Source organism: Bradyrhizobium sp. 186, from assembly GCF_023101685.1.
Taxonomy (GTDB): Bacteria; Pseudomonadota; Alphaproteobacteria; order Rhizobiales; family Xanthobacteraceae; genus Bradyrhizobium.
Genome location: NZ_CP082164.1, coordinates 611894 through 631273, shown reverse-complemented (window position 1 = coordinate 631273; position 19380 = coordinate 611894). Strand labels below are relative to the sequence as shown.

Annotated in this window: 21 protein-coding genes; 6 read left to right on the top strand and 15 right to left on the bottom strand. The window is 64.6% G+C overall.

All coding sequences use genetic code 11. The features are described 5' to 3' along the window. The first annotated feature begins 5 nt into the window (after positions 1-5). Positions 6-491: an ATP F0F1 synthase subunit B gene (locus IVB18_RS02875; RefSeq protein ID WP_247987834.1), complete on the top strand. Its 486-nt coding sequence runs from the start codon at positions 6-8 to the stop codon at positions 489-491. Positions 492-641: 150 nt separating this feature from the next. Here IVB18_RS02875 and IVB18_RS02870 read toward each other — a convergent pair whose 3' ends face one another. The 4 genes from IVB18_RS02870 to thrC form a co-directional block, all read right to left on the bottom strand. Continuing rightward, the gene (locus tag IVB18_RS02870; RefSeq protein WP_247987833.1) at positions 642-1295 is read right to left on the bottom strand and encodes a hypothetical protein; all 654 of its coding nucleotides are present in this window, start codon (positions 1293-1295) and stop codon (positions 642-644) included. 166 nt (positions 1296-1461) lie between these two features. After that, entirely contained in the window at positions 1462-2049 is a 588-nt protein-coding gene (locus tag IVB18_RS02865; RefSeq protein WP_247987832.1) for a GNAT family protein, read from the bottom strand. Between the two features lie 36 nt (positions 2050-2085). After that, positions 2086-3375, bottom strand: a complete 1290-nt coding sequence (locus IVB18_RS02860; RefSeq protein WP_247987831.1) for a pitrilysin family protein — start codon at positions 3373-3375, stop codon at positions 2086-2088. Then, on the bottom strand, positions 3372-4790 hold the full coding sequence (thrC, locus tag IVB18_RS02855; protein ID WP_247987830.1) for a threonine synthase: 1419 nt from the start codon (positions 4788-4790) through the stop codon (positions 3372-3374). The genes IVB18_RS02860 and thrC overlap by 4 nt, the downstream gene beginning before the upstream one ends. A 57-nt stretch (positions 4791-4847) precedes the next feature. Here thrC and IVB18_RS02850 point away from each other — a divergent pair, with 57 nt between their 5' ends. Next, positions 4848-5162, top strand: a complete 315-nt coding sequence (locus tag IVB18_RS02850) for a hypothetical protein (protein WP_247987829.1) — start codon at positions 4848-4850, stop codon at positions 5160-5162. 178 nt (positions 5163-5340) lie between these two features. Here IVB18_RS02850 and IVB18_RS02845 read toward each other — a convergent pair whose 3' ends face one another. After that, complete coding sequence (locus tag IVB18_RS02845) at positions 5341-5985, bottom strand: response regulator transcription factor (protein WP_247987828.1); 645 nt, start codon at positions 5983-5985, stop codon at positions 5341-5343. 86 nt (positions 5986-6071) lie between these two features. On the opposite strand from IVB18_RS02845, the gene IVB18_RS02840 reads away from it, so the two are divergent. Next, positions 6072-7412, top strand: a complete 1341-nt coding sequence (locus IVB18_RS02840) for a histidine kinase (protein WP_247987827.1) — start codon at positions 6072-6074, stop codon at positions 7410-7412. Here the strand turns inward: IVB18_RS02840 and IVB18_RS02835 are convergent. From IVB18_RS02835 to coxB, 9 genes are all read right to left on the bottom strand, one after another. Beyond that, on the bottom strand, positions 7409-7774 hold the full coding sequence (locus IVB18_RS02835) for a nuclear transport factor 2 family protein (RefSeq protein WP_247987826.1): 366 nt from the start codon (positions 7772-7774) through the stop codon (positions 7409-7411). The genes IVB18_RS02840 and IVB18_RS02835 overlap by 4 nt on opposite strands. Before the next feature lie 105 nt (positions 7775-7879). Beyond that, positions 7880-8644 carry an SURF1 family protein gene (locus IVB18_RS02830; RefSeq protein ID WP_247987825.1) on the bottom strand — a complete coding sequence of 255 codons (765 nt, stop codon included), beginning with the start codon at positions 8642-8644 and terminating at the stop codon, positions 7880-7882. Next, positions 8641-9042: a DUF983 domain-containing protein gene (locus IVB18_RS02825; RefSeq protein WP_247987824.1), complete on the bottom strand. Its 402-nt coding sequence runs from the start codon at positions 9040-9042 to the stop codon at positions 8641-8643. Before IVB18_RS02825 ends, IVB18_RS02830 begins: the two co-directional genes overlap by 4 nt. A gap of 97 nt (positions 9043-9139) precedes the next feature. Next, positions 9140-10036 (bottom strand): cytochrome c oxidase subunit 3, encoded by an 897-nt coding sequence (locus IVB18_RS02820; protein ID WP_247987823.1) that lies wholly within the window; start codon positions 10034-10036, stop codon positions 9140-9142. Positions 10037-10112: 76 nt separating this feature from the next. Further along, positions 10113-10757 (bottom strand): cytochrome c oxidase assembly protein, encoded by a 645-nt coding sequence (locus IVB18_RS02815; protein WP_247987822.1) that lies wholly within the window; start codon positions 10755-10757, stop codon positions 10113-10115. A gap of 5 nt (positions 10758-10762) precedes the next feature. After that, positions 10763-10939, bottom strand: coding sequence for a CoxF protein (locus tag IVB18_RS02810; protein WP_247987821.1), 177 nt, complete (start codon positions 10937-10939; stop codon positions 10763-10765). Beyond that, the gene (locus tag IVB18_RS02805) at positions 10936-11880 is read right to left on the bottom strand and encodes a heme o synthase (RefSeq protein WP_247987820.1); all 945 of its coding nucleotides are present in this window, start codon (positions 11878-11880) and stop codon (positions 10936-10938) included. The genes IVB18_RS02810 and IVB18_RS02805 overlap by 4 nt, the downstream gene beginning before the upstream one ends. A 60-nt stretch (positions 11881-11940) precedes the next feature. Further along, a complete protein-coding gene (ctaD, locus tag IVB18_RS02800) occupies positions 11941-13554 on the bottom strand; it encodes a cytochrome c oxidase subunit I (RefSeq protein WP_247987819.1) in 1614 nt (537 codons plus the stop codon). 80 nt (positions 13555-13634) lie between these two features. Continuing rightward, the gene (gene coxB, locus IVB18_RS02795; protein WP_247987818.1) at positions 13635-14489 is read right to left on the bottom strand and encodes a cytochrome c oxidase subunit II; all 855 of its coding nucleotides are present in this window, start codon (positions 14487-14489) and stop codon (positions 13635-13637) included. A 447-nt stretch (positions 14490-14936) separates the two neighbouring features. Here coxB and IVB18_RS02790 point away from each other — a divergent pair, with 447 nt between their 5' ends. The 3 genes from IVB18_RS02790 to lepB all read left to right on the top strand — a co-directional run bounded on the left by IVB18_RS02790 (position 14937) and on the right by lepB (position 17842). Further along, positions 14937-15470 carry an invasion associated locus B family protein gene (locus tag IVB18_RS02790; RefSeq protein WP_247987817.1) on the top strand — a complete coding sequence of 178 codons (534 nt, stop codon included), beginning with the start codon at positions 14937-14939 and terminating at the stop codon, positions 15468-15470. Positions 15471-15641: 171 nt separating this feature from the next. Continuing rightward, entirely contained in the window at positions 15642-17069 is a 1428-nt protein-coding gene (gene tldD / locus IVB18_RS02785; RefSeq protein ID WP_247987816.1) for a metalloprotease TldD, read from the top strand. Beyond that, positions 17066-17842, top strand: a complete 777-nt coding sequence (gene lepB / locus IVB18_RS02780) for a signal peptidase I (protein WP_247987815.1) — start codon at positions 17066-17068, stop codon at positions 17840-17842. The genes tldD and lepB overlap by 4 nt, the downstream gene beginning before the upstream one ends. Before the next feature lie 25 nt (positions 17843-17867). On the opposite strand, the gene IVB18_RS02775 is transcribed toward lepB, so the two are convergent. Next, on the bottom strand, positions 17868-19199 hold the full coding sequence (locus IVB18_RS02775) for an IS110 family transposase (RefSeq protein ID WP_247987517.1): 1332 nt from the start codon (positions 19197-19199) through the stop codon (positions 17868-17870). Positions 19200-19380 lie beyond the last annotated feature (181 nt).

Sequence of the window (19380 nt, the reverse complement as noted above, 5' to 3'; positions counted from 1 at the left end):
TCGATATGTTCTTCGAACCTGAATTTTGGGTCGCCGTCGCCTTCGTGATCCTGATGGTCGTGTTCGCCTATCTCGGGATCCACAAGACCGTGCTGACGACGCTCGATCATCGCGCCGCCCGCATCAAGGCCGAACTCGACGACGCGACGCGTCTCAAGCAGGAAGCCGCCAAGGTGCTGGCCGACTACAAGGCGCGCAGCGCCACGGCCGAGCGCGAGGCTGCCGACATCATCGCCAACGCCAGGGCCGAGGCCGAGCGCATCGCGGCCGACGCCAAGGCGAAGATGGAAGATTTCGTCACCCGCCGCACCAAAACCGCGGAGGGCAAGATCGCGCTCGCCGAGGCCCAGGCGCTTGCCGATGTCCGCGCCGCAGCCGCGGAAGCCGCCGTCCAGGCCGCCTCCACCATCCTGTCGCAGTCGGTCAAGGGCCAGGTCGCCGACGACCTGCTTGCCAAGGGCATCACCGAAGTCCGGCAGAAGCTGAACTGAGGGTTTTGTCTTCATCAATCAAAAAAGCCGGCGCGAAAGCGCCGGCTTTTTTTGTTGGGCAAGATGCTTCCCTATCGTCATAGCCGGGCTTGTCCCGGGCATGACGAGTTTGCGAACGGCCTGCCGCCCAAACGCGCATCGGGCTATGCGCTACTTCTTCTTCCCCCGCGCCTTCGGCTCGGGCGACAGCGACTGCGGATCGAAACCGACATAGAAGATGTAGGAATCCGCAACCGCGGCCGAGGGCATCGGGTATGCCAAATCCTCGGCGACGAAGGTGAAGGGTACGCTGCCGCCCTCCGACATCTCGACGGTGGTCCGGTAGGCCTTCGAGGCGATCACCTTCTCGCCGACGCCGCCCTGCACCACGGCGACACGCAAGGGGACGTCGACCGAGGTCGGCGCGCCGGCGGGGCCGGCGATGACGCGGCCCTGGATGCCGATGCGCACGGTGATGTCGCCTCCGCTGCGGACGCATTCGCGCGCCATCTTGGTGATGGAAGCCTGGAAACGCACGTCATTGCCGACGGCTTGCTTGCCCGAGGAGCCGACCGCATAGGTGGACGCCCCGGCGCGCACCGTGACCTGCGGGCAATCGACGTCGTCATCGGCCGCCGGCTGGCCGGGCGCAGGCGCCGGCTTGCTCTGGGCCGGCTCGTCGGACTTGCCACCGAACAGGCCCTTGAAGCGGTCGGTCAGCGACTGTGCCGCGACCGGCGAGACCGTCGCACACGAAACCGACAGCGCCAGTGCGATCACCGGACCTCGCCGCAGCGCATTCCGCAATGATCGAAGCTCCTTCATGAACGCCTGTACTCCGTGAACAACGTCCCGGCACAATCGCCGGCTGGTTGCGCGTTATATCGCCAAAATCGGCGATCCCAAGGCCGGAAACGAGAAGGCCGGAAGCGAGAAGGCAGGAAACGAGACGGCAGCAGAGCCGCCCCCCGCGTTGCATAAAGCCCGCGGCTCAGCCGCGGAAATCCTCGTGCAGCAAGCCGAACAACAGGTGGTCCTGCCAGATCCCGTTGATGCAGAGATAGCGGCGCGCCAGCCCCTCGCGGGAGAAGCCGCATTTTTCCAGCACCCGGATCGAGGGCGCATTGGTGGGGATGCAGGCAGCCTCGACCCGGTGCAGATTGAGCTCACCGAACAGCGTCGGCAGCAGCACCCGCAGCGCGGCCGTCATGTAGCCGCGATGGGCATGGGGTTGGCCGATCCAGTAGCCGATGGTGCCGGCCTGCACGATGCCGCGCCGGACATTGGCCAGCGTGATGCCGCCGACCATGGCGCCGTCGAGCTCCCGGAACACCAGAAAGGGATAGGAGCGGTCCGCGGCGATGTCCTCGGAATAGCGGCGCAGGCGGCGGCGGAAGCCGGACCGGGTGAGATCGTCCGACGGCCAGATCGGCTCCCAGGGCGTGAGGTAGTCGCGGCTGGTCTCGCGCAGGTGGGCCCATTGCAGGAAGTCCGACATCTGCGGCGCGCGCAGTAACAGACCGTTGCCGCGCGGCGCGAGGGCGGCGGGTCCACTGGAAGGCAGGCGAAACAGGGCCATGGTGATGCTTCCCGGGGCGGGGGCCGTGCGCGGCTCCTAATGCAGCCGCGCCTTGGCGCGCGCCCGCGTCAATCCTTCCGCAAAAGACACCGCCGTGTCCAGACCCCTGCCGCTGCCCAATGCAACAACCGCGGGGCGGCTACGCGAAAGCAGTGCACGCGCCGCGTCGCGGGTCGATTCGACGCTGACGGCGTCGATCCGGGCCACCAGCTCCTCCACCGTCTGGGGCCGCCCATAGGCCAGCACGTGCCGGGCGAGCTGCTCGGCGCGCGAAGAGCAACTCTCCAGCGCCATCAGGAGGCCGGCCTTCATCTGCGCCTTGGCACGCGCGATCTCAGCCTCGGTCAGGGTCTCCACCGAATCATTCATGATGTCGACCACCACCTCCATCATCTCGGGGGCATCGGCGGGATCGGTGCCGGTGTAGAGGCCGAAGAAGCCGGTATCGGTGTACGGCGCGTGGAAGCTGTAGATCGAGTAGCAGAGGCCGCGCTTCTCGCGCACCTCCTGGAATAGCCGCGACGACATCCCGCCGCCGAGGATGTTGGTGAAGACCTGGAGCGAGAACAGCGACAAATCGGTCTGCGGCACGCCCTCCAGCGCCAGCGTCAGATGCGCCTGCTCGAGCTCGCGATGCACCACCTTGACACCACCCTTGCCGAACTGTGCCGATTGCGGCTTCGGGCCCGGGGTCGCTTCGAAGCTCGCAAAGCGCTTCTCGACCTCGGCAACGACCTGCTTGTGATCGACCGCGCCGGCTGCCGCCACCACCATGTCGGGTCCGCGATAATGAGACGACAGGTAACCTCGTAGCGAATCGCGGTCGAAGGCACGCAAGGTCTTCGCGGTGCCAAGCAGCGACCGCCCCATCGGCTGATCGGGATAACAGAGCTCGTTGAGGTGCTCGAACACGACGTCGTCGGGCGTGTCCTGCGCAGCACCGATCTCCTGCACGATGACGTTCTTCTCGCGCTCCAGCTCCTCCGGCTCGAAGGCGGGATTGGCGAGGATGTCGGCGAGCACGTCGAGCGCGAGCGGGACGTCGGCCTTCAGCACCCGCGCATAATAGGACGTCGTCTCGGTCGAGGTGCCGGCATTGAGGTCGCCGCCGACCGCCTCGATCTCCTCGACGATCTCGCGCGAGGAGCGCTTCGTCGTGCCCTTGAACGCCATGTGCTCCAGAAGATGCGAGATGCCGTGCTCGTTCGGCTTCTCGTCGCGTCCGCCGACGCCGGCCCAGACGCCGAGCGACGCGGTCTCGAGATGAGGCATCTTGTCGGTGACGACGGTGAGGCCGGAGGCAAGCTTGGAGATTTCGACGCTCATCCGGCAACTCCTTGTTTTGCGGCGCGGCTGACCGACAGCACGAACCGCTCGATCTCGGCCTGATCGTTCTTCATCACCTTCATGTGTTCGGATTTGGTCATCAGACCGTCGAGCCAGGCCGGCAGTTGCGGTCGCTGGCCGCAGGCCGCCTCGACAGCATCGGGGAATTTGGCCGGATGGGCGGTCGAGAGCACGATATTGGGCACGGTCGTATCAGTGGTGTCACGATCGGCGACCGCGAGCGCCACTGCCGTATGGGGATCGACGAGCTCGCCGGCCTCCCGCCAGGCGGCGCGAATCGCAGCCGCGGTTTCGGTCTCGTCGGCGCGCCCGGCGTCAAACTCCTGGCGGATCGCCGCCAGCGTCGCGTCGGGCAGCACGAAGCGCCCGGACTGTTTCAGCGAATCCATCAGACGGCGAACGCCGGCCGCATCGCGCCGGCCGGCCTCGAACAGCAGCCGCTCGAAATTCGAGGATATCTGGATGTCCATCGAGGGCGACGCAGTCGCATGCACCTCGCGCACCTCGTAGATTCCGGTCTTGAGCGTACGCGCGAGGATGTCGTTGACGTTGGCGGCGATGCGCAGGGTGCGGACGGGAAGGCCCATGCGCTTGGCCGCGTAACCCGCAAAGATGTCGCCGAAATTGCCGGTGGGCACGATGAAGTCCACCGCGCGCGCCGGAGCACCGACGGCAACGGCGGAAGTGAAGTAGTAGACCACCTGGGCAACGATGCGCGCCCAATTGATGGAATTGACGCCGGAGAGCGCCGTCGCATCCCGGAAGCGGTGGTTGTTGAACATCGCTTTCACGAGCGCCTGGCAGTCGTCGAACGTGCCTTCGACGGCCAGCGCATGTACATTGGGCGCGCCCGTCGTCGTCATCATCCGCTGCTGCACCTCGGAGATGCGGCCGTGCGGGAACAGCACGATGAGATCGACATTCTCGAGGCCTGAAAAGGCTTCGACCGCGGCGCCCCCGGTGTCGCCGGAGGTCGCGACCACGATGGTGGTGCGCTGGCCCCGCTTGGCCAGCACGTGGTCCATCAGCCGCGAGATCAGCTGCATCGCCACGTCCTTGAAGGCGAGCGTCGGACCGTGGAACAGCTCCAGCACGAACTGGTGCGGCGACATCTGGCGCAGCGGCACCACGGCCGGATGGCGGAAGGTGGCATAGGCCTCGTTCGCCATGCGGCCGAGCTCGGCGTCCGTGATCTCGCCGCCGGCAAAAGGGCGGATGATTTCGACGGCAACCTCCCAATAGGGGCGGCCGAAAAAACCGGCGATCGTCTCGGCCGAAAGCTGCGGCCAGATCGCCGGCACGTACAGGCCGCCGTCGCGGGCAAGCCCGGTGAGCATCACGTCGCAGAAGCCGAGTTCGGGGGCCTCGCCCCGGGTCGAGATATAACGAGTCAAACTGCCCTCCAAAGGCCGGCCGCACCTGAGCACAAGCCGTAAGCCTTTGATTTCACGATGCTCCTGGTTCGCAGCCAGAAGCTTTGCGGCACCATAGAGGGTTTTGCGGCATCGGGAAACCGCTTCCGATCCGGGCATATTCGACGAAAAAGGGCTGCGGCAATGCCGCAGCCCTCTCTCTTGGAAGGTCTGTCGTTGATGTGTGCAGACCGGCTTGCCTCGTTCCGGGTCGCCTACCCGTTGAATTGCTCGCGCAAGCTTTCGTCGCCTGTCATCGTGCCGTCAAGGGCCAGAACGGTGAACGCCGTGCAATTGTTCCTGTTTTTCCCGATGTGCCACGGCCGCAACCGGCTGCCGCCAGCAAATTTGTAGCGTACATTGCCACTTTTTCCGGATGTGTCGCGCCGGACCAGGAATGCATGCCGGCCTTGGTCCATCGTATCGGCGAATGGCGTCTGCTGTCGGCTACGCATCGCCCGGCCGCATGGCGGCGACGGTCCACTGGCCGAACCGGCTGCATCCTGGAGCAGCCGGTTCGGCCCCTGACAGGTCAGCCCATACCGATTTCCACGGCGATCCGGATCAGGTCGGAATGGTTCTTGGCGCCGAGCTTCTGCTTGAGCAGGGACGTCGTGTTGGCGACAGTTTTGTAGGAGATGCCGAGCGCCTCGGCGACCTCGACGATCTTGTCGCCGCGTCCGAGCAGGCGGAGAATCTCGAGCTCCCGCGGCGTCATCTGCGAGGCCGGATTGGCCTTGATCGCGGCGCCCGAAAACGTCACGGCCTCCGCGAGCTGCGGCGAGATGAAATTGTCACCTGCGACCACCTTGCGCACCGCCTTGAGCAGGATCCTGGGGTCATCGCCCTTGGAGACATAGCCCTGCGCCCCCAGCTCGACTGCCCGCACCACGAAGGCCGGATCGTCGTTCATGCTGAACATGATGATCTTGGCGTCGGGATCATCCTTGCGGATCCGCCGCATCAGCTCGAAGCCGGAGACGTCGGGCAAGCTGATGTCGATCACGGTGACGTCGGGCCGCTTGCTGATATAGGCGCGATGCCCGGATTTGGCGTCGGTCGCCTCGTCGATACGGATCGAGTGGTCGGACGCGAACAGGGTGCGGCAACCGGACAGCACCACGGGATGGTCGTCGACGATCAGGACCCTGGTCGCCGGCTTTGCGGTATCTTGCATCGCGCGCTCTCGTGTTTTTCGACTCATAGACCGGCGGGAACAAATGGAAAGAGCAAATCCTGCCGATGCGCGTTAGAATTGACCTAATGTGGCAACGACTCTCGTTCAGGACGCAACTGTTTCTTCCGCTCGGCGTGAGCTTTGTGGCTGCGCTCATCATGGGCGGTGTGCTGCTCCTAGCCTTTGCAACCAGCCAACTGGCCGACGAGAACGAATCGGGCCGACGCTCGACGAGGACGCTGGCCGCCGCGCTCAACAACACGCTCCGTACCTCGGCCAATCCACGGCAGACGCTCGACGCGTTCGTCCATTCCCTGGACACCTCCTCGGATATCCAATTCCGCGCCCTGGAAGCAGGTCCCGCACCGTCCTCGCGGGGCGGACTGCGCAACCTGCATAGCGTCCCGCAATGGTTCATCGACCTCCTCACCCTCCCGGACGTGGACGCCGCCTCTCCGGTGGTGATCGACGGCAGGCGTGTCGGCGATATCGTGTTCCTGCCTGATCTGTCGGCCGACCTGTTCGAGAAATGGATCGGCTTCCTCGCGTTGACCAGCCTCGTCACCGTGCTGATGGTACTCACGGGAACCATCGCCTACATCTTCGCCGGCTCGGCCCTGCGTCCCCTACAAGATCTCGCCGATGGCCTGACGCGGATTCGGCGCGGCGATTATACAAAGCCGATCCCGATCGGGGGACCACTGGAAATCCGGCAAAGCTGCGAGGAGGCCAATGCGCTGGCCGCAACGCTCGCGCAATTGAGCCAGGACAATAGCGACCTGTTGCACCGCCTGGTGTCGCTCCAGGACGACGAACGCCGCGACCTCGCCCGCGAACTGCACGACGAGCTCGGCCCGCTGTTGTTCGGCATCCGCGCCGGCGCGATCGCGCTCATCGAAGCATCTCTACCAGCGGGAAATCTCGGCAATTCGGCCCAACAGGTGATGCAGTCGGTCGAGACGCTGCAACAGACCAACCGTCGCATCCTCGACCGGCTGCGGCCGCTCTACATCGAGGAATTGGGGCTCGAGACCAGCGTGCAGACGCTGCTCCGGAACTTTCGCAAGCAGGCGCCGCATATCAGCCTGACGGCGACGATCGATCCTGCGCTCAACGGCATCGACGGGCCGCTGTCCCAGACCGTCTATCGCCTGATCCAGGAGGCGCTGACCAACGTGTTGCGCCACGCCGGAGCGAGCAATGCCGATGTGCAGGCGGCCATTGCCGGCGATGCGCTCGTCATCGAGATCTCCGACGACGGCGGCGGCTTTCCCGCGGACAATGTGTTCGGCCGCGGCCTGACCGGCATGCATGAGCGTGTGCGCGCGCTCAGCGGATCGCTGTCATTGTTGCGCGCGGACGAACAAACCTATGTGCGCTGCCGGCTGCCGGTCGAACCGACGCGAGACGCGCCGGCACCCGGCTAGCACGCGCAGCCGTCGTGCGGATTCTGTTGTGCCGGCTCGCAAAGCGTGCGGTGGATCTTGCCTTCCGGACTGAAGCGAAACGAGGCGTGAATGCGTAGCGAGCCCGCGACGGAATATTCGAGATCGATGCCGTGGGGCGCGGGATTGATCTCCTCGAGGCCGAAGCCCGCCGACGAGAAGGCGTTCAGCCGTGGCCGCCAATAGCTCTCGAGCTCGTTTCGGCCGCGATAGCGCTGGGCGCCGTTGCAGGTGCATTCGAGCTGCGCGTCGTCGGCGTAGAGGTCGAGCAGTGTCGCAAGGTCGCCCTTCCGGCAGGCATCCACCCAGTCGACAACAATTCCCATCTGATCGAAATCGCTCACGCCGCAATCCTGTCTGCCGCGGAAAATTTGACGCGGCTTAGGACCACATTCGTGAATGTGCGCTGAATAATAAACCCCGGGCGATACCGGGTTCCGTCCGGGAACCTACTGAAGACTGAGCCCCGGCCGCCGTCCTCTCACCCAGACGCCGAACGCGATCAGCACAGCGCCTGCGAGCATGAACCAGGTGATGGCGTATTGCAGATGATCGTCCTTCAAATGCACGTCGAGTGGCCCTGGGCGGGGAATGCCGTTCTCGGGCGCCGGTTGCTCCAGGTCGACGTAGAATGGCGCGACAGCGCCCCAGCCAAGCGCGCTTGCAATCGCCAGGTGATCGCGCACGAACCAGAGCCGCTTGTCGCGGTTCTCCGCCGGTGTCAGCGAGCCGGGCGCCTCGGGGAAGCGCAGGTAACCGGTGAGCGCGACCGGCGTGCCGGTCACAAGCTTCTTCACCGCGCGATCCTCGACGCTGCGGTCCTGCATCGTGTTCTGGACGAAACCCGCATCGATCACGACCGTCTCGCCGGTCGCAAGGCGAGCCGGCAGGAAGGCCCAGGTGCCCGGGCCCGAGGCATCCGTGCGGACCGCTGAGCCGGGGGAATACACCATCGCATCCGGCATGGGGGCATAGGTCGCGCTGAAGCTGACGCGGCGGAATTCGTCGCGCGCGGGATTCAACGCGGCCCATTGCACCGGCAGCGGCAGCGGCACCGGCGCGTCTGCAAGACGCTCGGTGAGTGCGGCGATCAGTTCGTGCTTGGCCGCGCGGCGCTGCAATTGCCAGAGGCCGAGCGCGACGAAGACCGCGGTCAGGAAAAGCGTGAACAGCGCGAAACCGGCCACGCGGGGCTTGCGCGCAGTCTCGTTCATTTCGCGCGGTCGACCAGCCGGCCCGGCGTCGCCTTGTGGTGGAATTGCAGCGCGATCAGCAGCGACTTCATGGCGCGCAGCGGCAGCAGCGTGGTCGCGAGGATCAGCGGCAGCCACAGCACTGCATGCAGCCAGTATGGCGGCTGATACTTGACCTCGACGACGAGCGCGCAGCCGACCACGATTGCGCCGGCCAGCATGATGATGAAGATCGCAGGACCGTCGCCGGAATCGATGAAGGCGTAGTCGAGGCCGCAGCGGTCGCAGGCCGGGGCGAGCGTCAGGAAACCCGCATAGAGCTTGCCCTGGCCGCAGCGCGGGCATTTGCAGGCGAGCCCGCGCAGCGCGGTCTGCAGGACAGTAACTTCGGTCTCGGATGTGCCGGCGGTTTCGTTCATGATGACGGAGTCTATCACAGTTTCTGTGAACCTCTGTCGCGTAGAAAGAAAAAGGGCGGCCCTGCGGCCGCCCTCTCTCGATCCGATATCAAGCCGCTCAGTGAGCGCCGTGCGCCATGGTCTCGGCGCCGTGTCCCCAGACATAGATGCAGAGGAACAGGAACAGCCACACCACGTCGACGAAGTGCCAGTACCAGGCGGCGAACTCGAAACCGAGGTGCTGTGTCGGCGTGAAGTGGCCGGCATAGGCGCGCGCCAGGCACACGATCAGGAAGATGGTGCCGACCAGCACATGGAAGCCGTGGAAGCCGGTCGCCATGAAGAAGGTCGCGCCGTAGACGTTGCCGCCGAACGAGAACGCCGCGTGGCTGTACTCATAGGCCTGCACGCAGGTGAAGGTCGCGCCCAGGATCACGGTCAGGATCAGCCCGTACTTCAGGCCCTTGCGATCCCCCTCGAGCAGCGCGTGATGCGCCCAGGTCACCGTGGTGCCGGAGGTGAGCAGGATCAGCGTATTCAGGAGCGGCAGATGCCAGGGATCGAAGGTCTCGATGCCATGCGGCGGCCAGGTGCCGGGTACGGCGCATGCGCCGGCCTGCGTGCCGAGGCCGCAGCCGAACACCGCGTCGCGGGTGGCGTGGACGGCGTCGGCCGGGAATAGCGCCGCGTTGAAATAGGCCCAGAACCAGGCAACGAAGAACATCACCTCGGAGGCGATGAACAGGATCATGCCGTAGCGGTGATGAAGCTGCACGACGCGGGTGTGATCGCCCTTGTACTGGGCTTCCTTGATCACGTCGCCCCACCAGCTCGCCATCGTGTAGATCACGCCGACGGTGCCGACACCGAAGATAATCGGCGCGGCCGAGAGCATGTGGTGCATCCAGGTGATCGCGCCGACCGCCATAATGAAGGCCGAGATGGAGCCGACCACCGGCCACGGAGACGGATCGACCAGATGGTAGTCGTGATGCTTGCCTTGCACTGTGGCCATTGCCGTCTCTCTCCTCAATCCCGTGCCTGTCCGGCACTTATCCCCTTGTTCCAACCCCGGCGCGTGAATCCGGCGGTCAGAGATTTCCCTTGCGTTTGTCGTCGTTGCCCGATGCGAGTGGCTTCACCACCGGATCGCGCACCGGATAGAACGTGTAGGACAGCGTGATCGTGCTCAGCCCGTCATTCTCCTGATCGTCGACGATCGACGGATCTACATAGAACACCACCGGCATCTCCCGCTTCTCACCGGGCGCCATGGTCTGCTCGGTGAAGCAGAAGCAATTGATCTTCTGGAAATAGGACCCGACCGTCAGCGGCGCAACGTTGTAGGCGGCCTGCCCGGCGGTGATACGCGCGGCCTGGTTGGTGACGGTGTAGTACACGGTGGTGACCTGGCCGATCTTGACCTCGATCTCGGTCTGCTCCGGCTCGAACTTCCAGGGCAGGCCGGGCGCGACGTTGGAATCGAACCGCACCGCGATTTTCCGTGCGATCGGGCCGGTCGTGGGCGCCGAGATCGCGACCTGGGTTGTGCCGTTGAAGCCGGTGGCGCGGCAGAACCAGTTGTAGAACGGCACCGCCGCGTAGGAGGCGCCGACCATCAACGCGACCACGCCGCCGCAGATCGAGGCGACCAGCGCGTCGCGGCCAAGGCCACTGAAACGGCCCTTCGTGGCCGTCCGGCTCTGATCCCGCGATATGGTCGGCTTCTGATCCATCTTTCCTACATCGGCCGAATTAGCACTGCCGGTCCCTTGACCATGGTGACGGCGAAAAACAGCACCACGAGCACGCCGAGCGCGAGCGCGATCGCAATCGAGCGTTGACGACGGCTCTTTTTCTGCGCCTCGGTGAGGACGATTCCATCTGGCTCGGATTTATCAGCCATACCCGTTATCATGCGCCCCCTGCCATCGGAGCAAGCGCCCGGTACATGACCTCGGCCAGCAGGGTCGCAAACAGCGCAAACAGATAAAAGATGGAGAAGGCAAACAGCTTGCGGGTCGCGCGCAGCGATTCGCTGCGCTCGCGGCGAATGTAGACGTTGACGGCGAGGACCAGCATGCCAGCGCCGAGCACCAGCGAGGTAATGCCGTAGATGGCGTCGAAATAGCCCAGCGCCCACGGTGCTGCGGCCACCGCGATCAGCACGATGGTGTAGAGCAGGATCTGGAGGCGCGTCGCGTCGGGACCGGCGACGTTGGGCAGCATCGGAATGCCGGCGCGGGCGTAGTCGTCGGAGCGGAACAGCGCCAGCGCCCAGAAGTGCGGGGGCGTCCAAAAGAAGATGATGGCGAACAGCAGCAGCGGCTCGACGTCGACCGTGCCAGTCACGGCGGCCCAGGCCACCACCGGCGGCAACGCACCGGCGGCGCCGCCGATCACGATGTTCTGCGCAGTCCAGCGCTTCAGCAGTAGCGTGTAGATCACGACGTAGAAGAAGATGGTGAAGGCCAATAGCGCGCCCGCGATCCAGTTGACGAGGATGCCGAGCGTCATCACTGAGAAGAAGGCGAGCGTCATGCCGAACGCCATCGCCTCGGGCCGGGTGATGCGGCCACGCGGGATCGGCCGGTTCGCCGTGCGCGACATCTTTGCGTCGATGTCGCCTTCGAGCGCCATGTTGAGCGCGCCGGAGGCGCCGGCGCCGACGGCGATGCAGAGCAGCGAGGTGATCGCCAGCACGGGGTGGAAATGCCCCGGCGCCATCGCCATCCCGACCAGCGCGGTGAAGATCACGAGCGACATCACCCGCGGCTTGAGCAGCGCGATGTAATCGCCGACCTCCGCCTCGGAGATCCGTGGATTGATGTCGATGGCGTTGTGGTCGAGGGCGGACACTTGATTTGACTCGCTTCGTTGTAGAGCCGCGGCGCCATCACTGGCGCCGCGGCAATTTGCTTACTGCACGCGGGGCAGCACTTCGAACTGATGGAAGGGCGGCGGCGAGGACAGCGTCCACTCCAGCGTGGTCGCACCCGCCCCCCAGGGATTGTCGCCAGCCGGCACCTTTCGGGCAAAGGCGTCGATCACGCAGTAGAGGAAAATCAGCACGCCGAAGCCGGAGACGTAGGAGCCGAGCGACGAAATCAGGTTCCAGCCGGCAAACGCGTCGGGATAGTCGACATAGCGGCGCGGCATGCCGGACAGACCGAGGAAGTGCTGCGGGAAGAACACCAAATTGACGCCGATGAAGGTGACCCAGAAGTGCGCCTTGGCCAGCGTCTCGTTGTACATGTAGCCCGACATCTTCGGGAACCAGTAGTACCAGCCGGCGAAGATCCCGAACACCGCACCGAGCGACAGCACGTAGTGGAAGTGCGCGACGACGTAGTAGGTCTCCTGGAGCACGCGGTCGACGCCGGCGTTCGCCAGCACGACGCCGGTGACGCCGCCGACGGTGAACAGGAAGATGAATCCCACCGCCCAGATCATCGGCGCGCGGAACTCGATCGAGCCGCCCCACATGGTGGCGATCCACGAGAAGATCTTCACGCCGGTCGGAACCGCGATGACCATCGTAGCGGCGACGAAATAGGCCTGCGTCGCCGAGGACATGCCGACCGTGTACATGTGGTGCGCCCAGACCACGAAGCCGATGCCGCCGATCGCGACCATGGCGTAGGCCATGCCGAGATAGCCGAACACGGGCTTGCGCGAGAAGGTCGAGACGATCTGGCTGACCATGCCAAAGGCGGGCAGGATCAGGATGTACACCTCGGGATGGCCGAAGAACCAGAACAGATGCTGGAACAGCACGGGGTCGCCGCCGCCCTCGGGTGCAAAGAAGGCGGTGCCGAAGTTGCGGTCGGTGAGCAGCATGGTGATCGCACCGGCGAGCACCGGCAGCGACAGCAGCAGCAGGAACACCGTTACCAGGATCGACCACACGAACAGCGGCATCTTGTGCAGGGTCATGCCCGGCGCGCGCATGTTGAAGATCGTGGTGATGAAGTTGATGGCGCCGAGGATCGACGAGGCACCCGCCAGATGAAGCGACAGGATCGCGAAATCGACGGCCGGGCCCGGATGGCCGGAGCTCGACAGCGGCACATACATGGTCCAGCCGGCGCCGACGCCGTTCGCACCCGGCTCGCCCTCGACGAAGGTCGACATCAGGAGCAGCGCAAAGGAGGCCGGCAGCAGCCAGAACGAGATGTTGTTCATGCGCGGGAACGCCATGTCCGGCGCGCCGATCATCAGCGGCACGAACCAGTTGCCGAAGCCGCCGATCATTGCGGGCATGACCATGAAGAAGATCATGATCAGGCCGTGGCTGGTCACGAACACATTGTAGGTGTGCGTCTCGTGGAAGATCTGCACGCCCGGATACATCAGCTCGGCACGGATCGCGATCGACATCGCGGCACCGATGACGCCGGCGATGACCGCGAAGATCAGGTACATCGTGCCGATGTCCTTGTGGTTGGTCGAATAGACGTAGCGCCGCCATCCGGTCGGATGGGCGTGCTCCTCATGCGCGTGATCGCCGTGTGCCGCTGCGCTCGTTGCCATTTTCAAATCCTGCCTTGCGTCCCGTTCGGACCTTTGGAGGTCCCGCCCTTTATGTCGCTTTCAATCCCCTTGCCCGGCGCTCACTGCGTCGGGCCGGCCGTGGAGGCGTAGGTGCTGGTGCCGCCGCTCGCGTATTTCTTCTTCGCCGTTTCAACCCAGGAGGCGAACTCCTGGTCGCTCACCACGCGTATGGCGATCGGCATGAAGGCGTGGTCCTTGCCGCACAATTCCGAGCACTGGCCGTAAAACATGCCGGTCTTGGTGGCCTTGAACCAGGTCTCGTTCAGCCGGCCCGGAATGGCGTCGATCTTGACGCCGAAGGCCGGCAGCGCAAAGGCATGAATCACGTCGGCCCCGGTCACCTGAACCCGGACCACTTTGTTGACGGGTACCACCATCTCGTTGTCGACGCCGAGCAGCCGCGGCTGCTTGTCCTGGGCCATCAGCGAGTCGAATTCGAACTTGCCGTTGTCCGGATAGGCGTAGGACCAATACCACTGCTTGCCGGTGGCCTTGATGGTCAGATCCGCCTTCGGCACGTCGAGCTCGAGGAACAGCAGGCGGAACGACGGTACCGCGATGCCGACCAGGATCAGCACTGGAACCAGCGTCCAGGCCACCTCGATCAGCGTGTTGTGAGTGGTACGCGACGGCACCGGATTGGCCTTCGCGTTGAACTTCACGACCACGATCACCAGCAGCGCCAGCACAAACAGCGTGATCACAGTGATCAGCACGAACAGGAAGTTGTGGAACCAGACGATGTTGTCCATCACCGGGGAGCCGGATTGCTGGAGCGTCCACTCCCACGGCGCCGGTTGTCCAAGCTCGGCGAATGCCACGCCGCCCGTCGCCAGCGTCATGCCAGCCGCCACCAAGGCGATAGTGGCCAATCCCAGCAATTGCCGGCCCACCCGACCCATCGACATCCTCATGCCGTTCGCGCTCCCCTAACGAAATCACCCCAAGTGCATTCCCCTATTTCCGGGAAATGCTTATTCGATCCGCCCGCCTGACAAACCGCCGCTCAAGAATACCTCTAAGAGGAATTCGGGCCAGATCGCTAGAACGCCGAAATCAAGCCTCTCAAACCATAATTCTTGATCTATCGCAATGCAGTCTTGAGCCCCCTCTGTCAGCCATCACCCGCAAGATATTTCCCAGCAACATCAGACAAAAATGCCGTTTCCCGGGAGGCTGCCGCTTGACAGCGGAATTGCCCGCGGTAGGCACTTGCGGACGGCCGCGCAGGAACCTGATTCGTGCAGGCGATGGCGGCTGAGGCGGCGCGGAATTTGCTTAGGAATCGCCTTCAAGACGCCGTCATTCCCGTATCAGTCCACCAGCGCGAGCGATCCAGGCGAGCAGAGGGACCGACCCCGATGGGGCTTTCGAGATGCATGGCAAGGCAGCTTAACGGCCTCACGGTGCTGGCAGCCCTGCTGGCTGCGGCCGTCCTCCTGGCGCTCCCGGGCTTTGCCCATGCGCAGGGCGCGGTGCGCTCCGTCCATGGCGACTGGCAGATCCGCTGCGACACCCCTCCGGGCGCCCAGACCGAGCAATGCGCCCTGATCCAGAGCGTGGTGGCCGAAGACCGCTCCAATGCCGGCCTCACCGTGATCGTGCTGAAGACCGCCGACCAGAAGAGCCGGCTGATGCGCGTGGTCGCCCCGCTCGGCGTCCTCCTGCCCTCCGGCCTCGGCCTGAAGCTCGACAACCAGGACGTCGGCCGCGCCGGTTTTGTCCGCTGCCTGCCTAATGGCTGCGTTGCCGAGGTCGTCATGGACGACAAGCTGCTCGGCCAGCTCCGCACCGCCAAGACCGCGACCTTCATCATCTTCGAGACCCCCGAGGAAGGCATCGGCTTCCCGCTCAGCCTGAACGGGCTGGGTGAGGGGTACGACAAGCTGCCGTAGACGACGACCACAATACCGAGTTGCCAGCCCCGTCATCCTTCAGGGTGACGGCGATAGATTGATGCTCGCGGCCAGCAAGTCCTATCGTTTCCGTAATGTGACACCCGGCCCCTCGCGGAACCGGCGGGAAACCATTATCTTGCCCCACATCCCCCGATAATGGACGGACGCATGACAAACCCTGCCACGACCTCCCTGCTCGACCGCGCCAATCTCGACCGCGACCAGGTTCGCCACGAGGTGGCGCGCGGGCTTGCCGGCGCCGACGACGGCGAATTGTTCCTGGAATACAGCCAGACCGAAGCGCTGATGTTCGACAATGGGCGGCTGAAGCAGGCGACCTATGACACCTCGCAGGGTTTTGGCCTGCGCGCCGTGAAGGACGACGCGGTCGGCTACGCGCATTCCTCCGACGTGTCGCTGCCGGCGCTGATTCGCGCCGCCGACGCGGTTGCCGCCGTGCGCGGCGGCTATTCCGGCAGTTTCGCGGCGCCGCCTCCGCACACCAATGTGCGGCTCTATGCCGACGATAATCCGCTGGATGCGCCGGGGTTCGAGACCAAGGTCAAGCTGCTCGCCGAGATCGACGCTTATCTGCGCGACAAGGATCCGCGAGTGCGGCAGGTCAGCGTCAGCCTGGGCGCGACCTGGCAGGTCGTCGAGATCCTGCGTCCCGACGGCGAGAGCTACCGCGACATCCGCCCGCTGGTGCGCGTGAACGTTTCGGTGGTCGCCGGCCAAGGCGACCGGCAGGAGAGCGGCAGCAAGGGCTATGGCGGCCGCGCCGGCTATGCCGAATTCATCGAGAGCAAGAACTGGCGTGACGCTGCCGACGGCGCGCTGCGCGAGGCGCTGGTCAATCTGGAATCGATTCCGGCCCCTGCCGGCGAAATGGACGTCGTGCTTGGCGCCGGCTGGCCCGGCGTGATGCTGCATGAAGCGGTCGGTCATGGTCTCGAAGGCGACTTCAACCGCAAGAAGACCTCTGCTTTCGCCGGCCTGATTGGCCAGCAGGTAGCGGCCAAGGGCGTGACTGTCGTCGATGACGGCACGATCGCTTCAAGACGCGGCTCGCTCTCGATCGACGACGAGGGAACGCCGACCAACCGCACCGTGCTGATCGAGGACGGCGTCCTGGTCGGCTACATGCAGGACCGCCAGAACGCGCGCCTGATGAACATGAAGCCGACCGGCAATGGCCGCCGCCAGGGCTACGCCCATGTGCCGATGCCGCGCATGACCAACACGTATATGCTCGCGGGCGACCGCGATCCGGCCGAAATCCTCGCCTCGGTGAAGAACGGCGTCTTTGCCGCGAATTTCGGCGGCGGCCAGGTCGACATCACCTCGGGCAAATATGTGTTCCAGTGCACCGAGGCCTACAAGATCGAGAACGGCAAGATCGGCGCACCCTTGAAGGGCGCCATGCTGATCGGCAACGGGCCGACAGACCTGCATCGCATCCGCATGATCGGCAACGATCTCGCGCTCGATACCGGCATCGGCACTTGCGGCAAGAACGGCCAGGGCGTGCCGGTCGGCGTCGGCCAGCCATCGCTGCTGATGGAGCGCATTACGGTGGGTGGAACGGGCGCATGAGTGTCGAGAAGGTGACCGTCACCACCAAGCGGAAGAGCAGCGGCTGGGCGGGGCAACTCGTCCAGCTTGCCGGCATCGTCGCCGCCGTGTTCATCGCCAAGGGCGCGCTGGCCGAGCCGTTCTACGTGCCGTCGGGCTCGATGGAGCCGACGCTGCTGATCGGCGACGCATTGATCGCCTCGAAATTCCCTTACGGCTACGGCACCTCGTCGCTGCCGATCCAGATCAACCTGCCCGAGAGCGGCCGCGTCTTCGCCGAGACGCCGAAGCAAGGCGACGTCGTGGTGTTCCGCTGGCCGGGCGATCGCTCGCAGGCCTGGGTCAAGCGCGTCGTGGGGCTGCCCGGCGACCGCATCCAGATGCGGCAGGGCCAGCTCTTCATCAACGACCGCCCCGCCGAGCTGAAGCCGGATGGCGTCGGCGCCGCCGAGGACGACAATGGCGGCAGCGAGCCCGCCTATCGCTATGTCGAAACGCTGCCCAACGGCGTGTCGCATCTGATCTTCAAGATGCGCGACAACGGTCCGCTCGACAACACGCAGGAAGTCACGGTGCCGGCCGGCCATCTCTTCGTGCTCGGTGACAACCGCGACAATTCCGCCGACAGCCGCGTGCCGCTGCGCTCCGGCGGCGTCGGCCTCTTGCCGATCGACAATCTGGTCGGGCGCGCGGATGCCGTGCTCGGTTCCTGGGATCTCGGCATGCGCAGCCAGCCGGTGTGGACCTGGCTCTCCGGTTTTCGGCCCGCGCGATTCTTCACGGCGGTGCACTAGCCCGATCCTCTCCATGAACACGCTGTCAGACGACGGCGGCTGGATTGGGGACGATTTGCTGGCCGAGCTGGCGAGCCAGTCGGTGCAGAATGCGGTGCTTGGTTTCCAATACCCTCGCCTCGTATTGAGCCACACCTGTCTCGACGAAGTCGAGGCCTTTGACCATCACGCGCCAGAAGAGTGTGGCTAGTTTTCGCGCGAGGGCCTTGTTCGCCACCAAGCCGCCGCGCCGTGCCGCCATGCGCCGGTAAAAGCCGCCGAGCGCGACGTATTTGCTGCGGGCCAAGGCACGGGCCATCACACAAAAGATCTGGCCGGCTCGGTTGCGGCGCCGTTTGACCGAAGCCTTGCGTTTGCCGCTTTGAGCGCTTCCGGGAGCAAGCCCCAACCACGAGGTGAAGTGCTTTTCAGTCCGCCACTTGGTCAGATCCGTGCCAACTTCACCGATGAGCTGCAAAACGCTGTACTCGCTATGGGCGGGCAGCGTCGTCAAATCCTTGGCGCCACAGATCTGTGCGAGGATCTCCCGCAGATCCGCGATATCCGGCGCATTGACGCCCGGCCGCGTGCGCGGTTTTCCTGTCTTTGTCGAAGCGGCCGGTGGCGGCACCTTCGCGTCCGGCATCTGGCGAAGGACGACCGCAATCTGGCGATCGCAGGCGGCGATGAGGCCTTGATAATGGTCCCAGCTTTGAACGGCCTGCGCGAGGGCGAACAAATGTTCTTCGGCCCAGTCGCCGCGCAGCGATTCGACGACGCGCTCAGCTTTGACGTTGCGGATTCGAATATCGCATAGACCCAACAGGACCTGCGGATCGCGTTCACCGGCGAGGATGGCGCGGATCACGGTCAGACCGCTCGCCCCGGTCAGAGAGCTGATGACTTCGTGCAGTTTGATATTCATCCGCTCCAGCGCTTTTTGCATGTGCTGGACATGTCCGGCGGCCGCCGCGATGTGGTCCCCGCGAAGGCGCAGATAGTCCTGCAGACGGCGGATATTGGCCGGGGGAACAAAGCCCGCCCGCAGCAAGCCATGCGCATGCAGCGTGGCGCCCCACTGGCAGTCTTTCATGTCGGTCTTGCGCCCCGGAAGATTGCGCGTTTGGCGGCCATCGACCATCACCACCTCCATGCCCGCAGCTTCCAGAACCCCATAGAGCGGCAACCAATAGACCCCGGTCGCTTCCATCGCGACTGAGCGCACCTGATGTTCGGCCAAATAGTCGCGCAGCGCATGCAGCTGCGAGGTCACCGTGCCGAACAGCGCGGGTGGCCCACCCGCGATCGACACATGCATTTTCTCACTGCCGACATCAACAAAGGCTGCACGCGGATCCAGCACCGCCAATTCACTCATTCAAGCCCTCATGTCCTTCTGCTGTCCATTCTGGTGCGAAGCCCCGCCAAGAGCCCAACCGCGCTTTGAGATTGCAAACCTCTCCAACGGGAAGCGCAATGCTCGCCAAAATGTGCAATCGCCAGCGATCGGAGCCAACCTCATGGCCGGGCAACCAAGTGCACCAGAGGATCATGCGGCC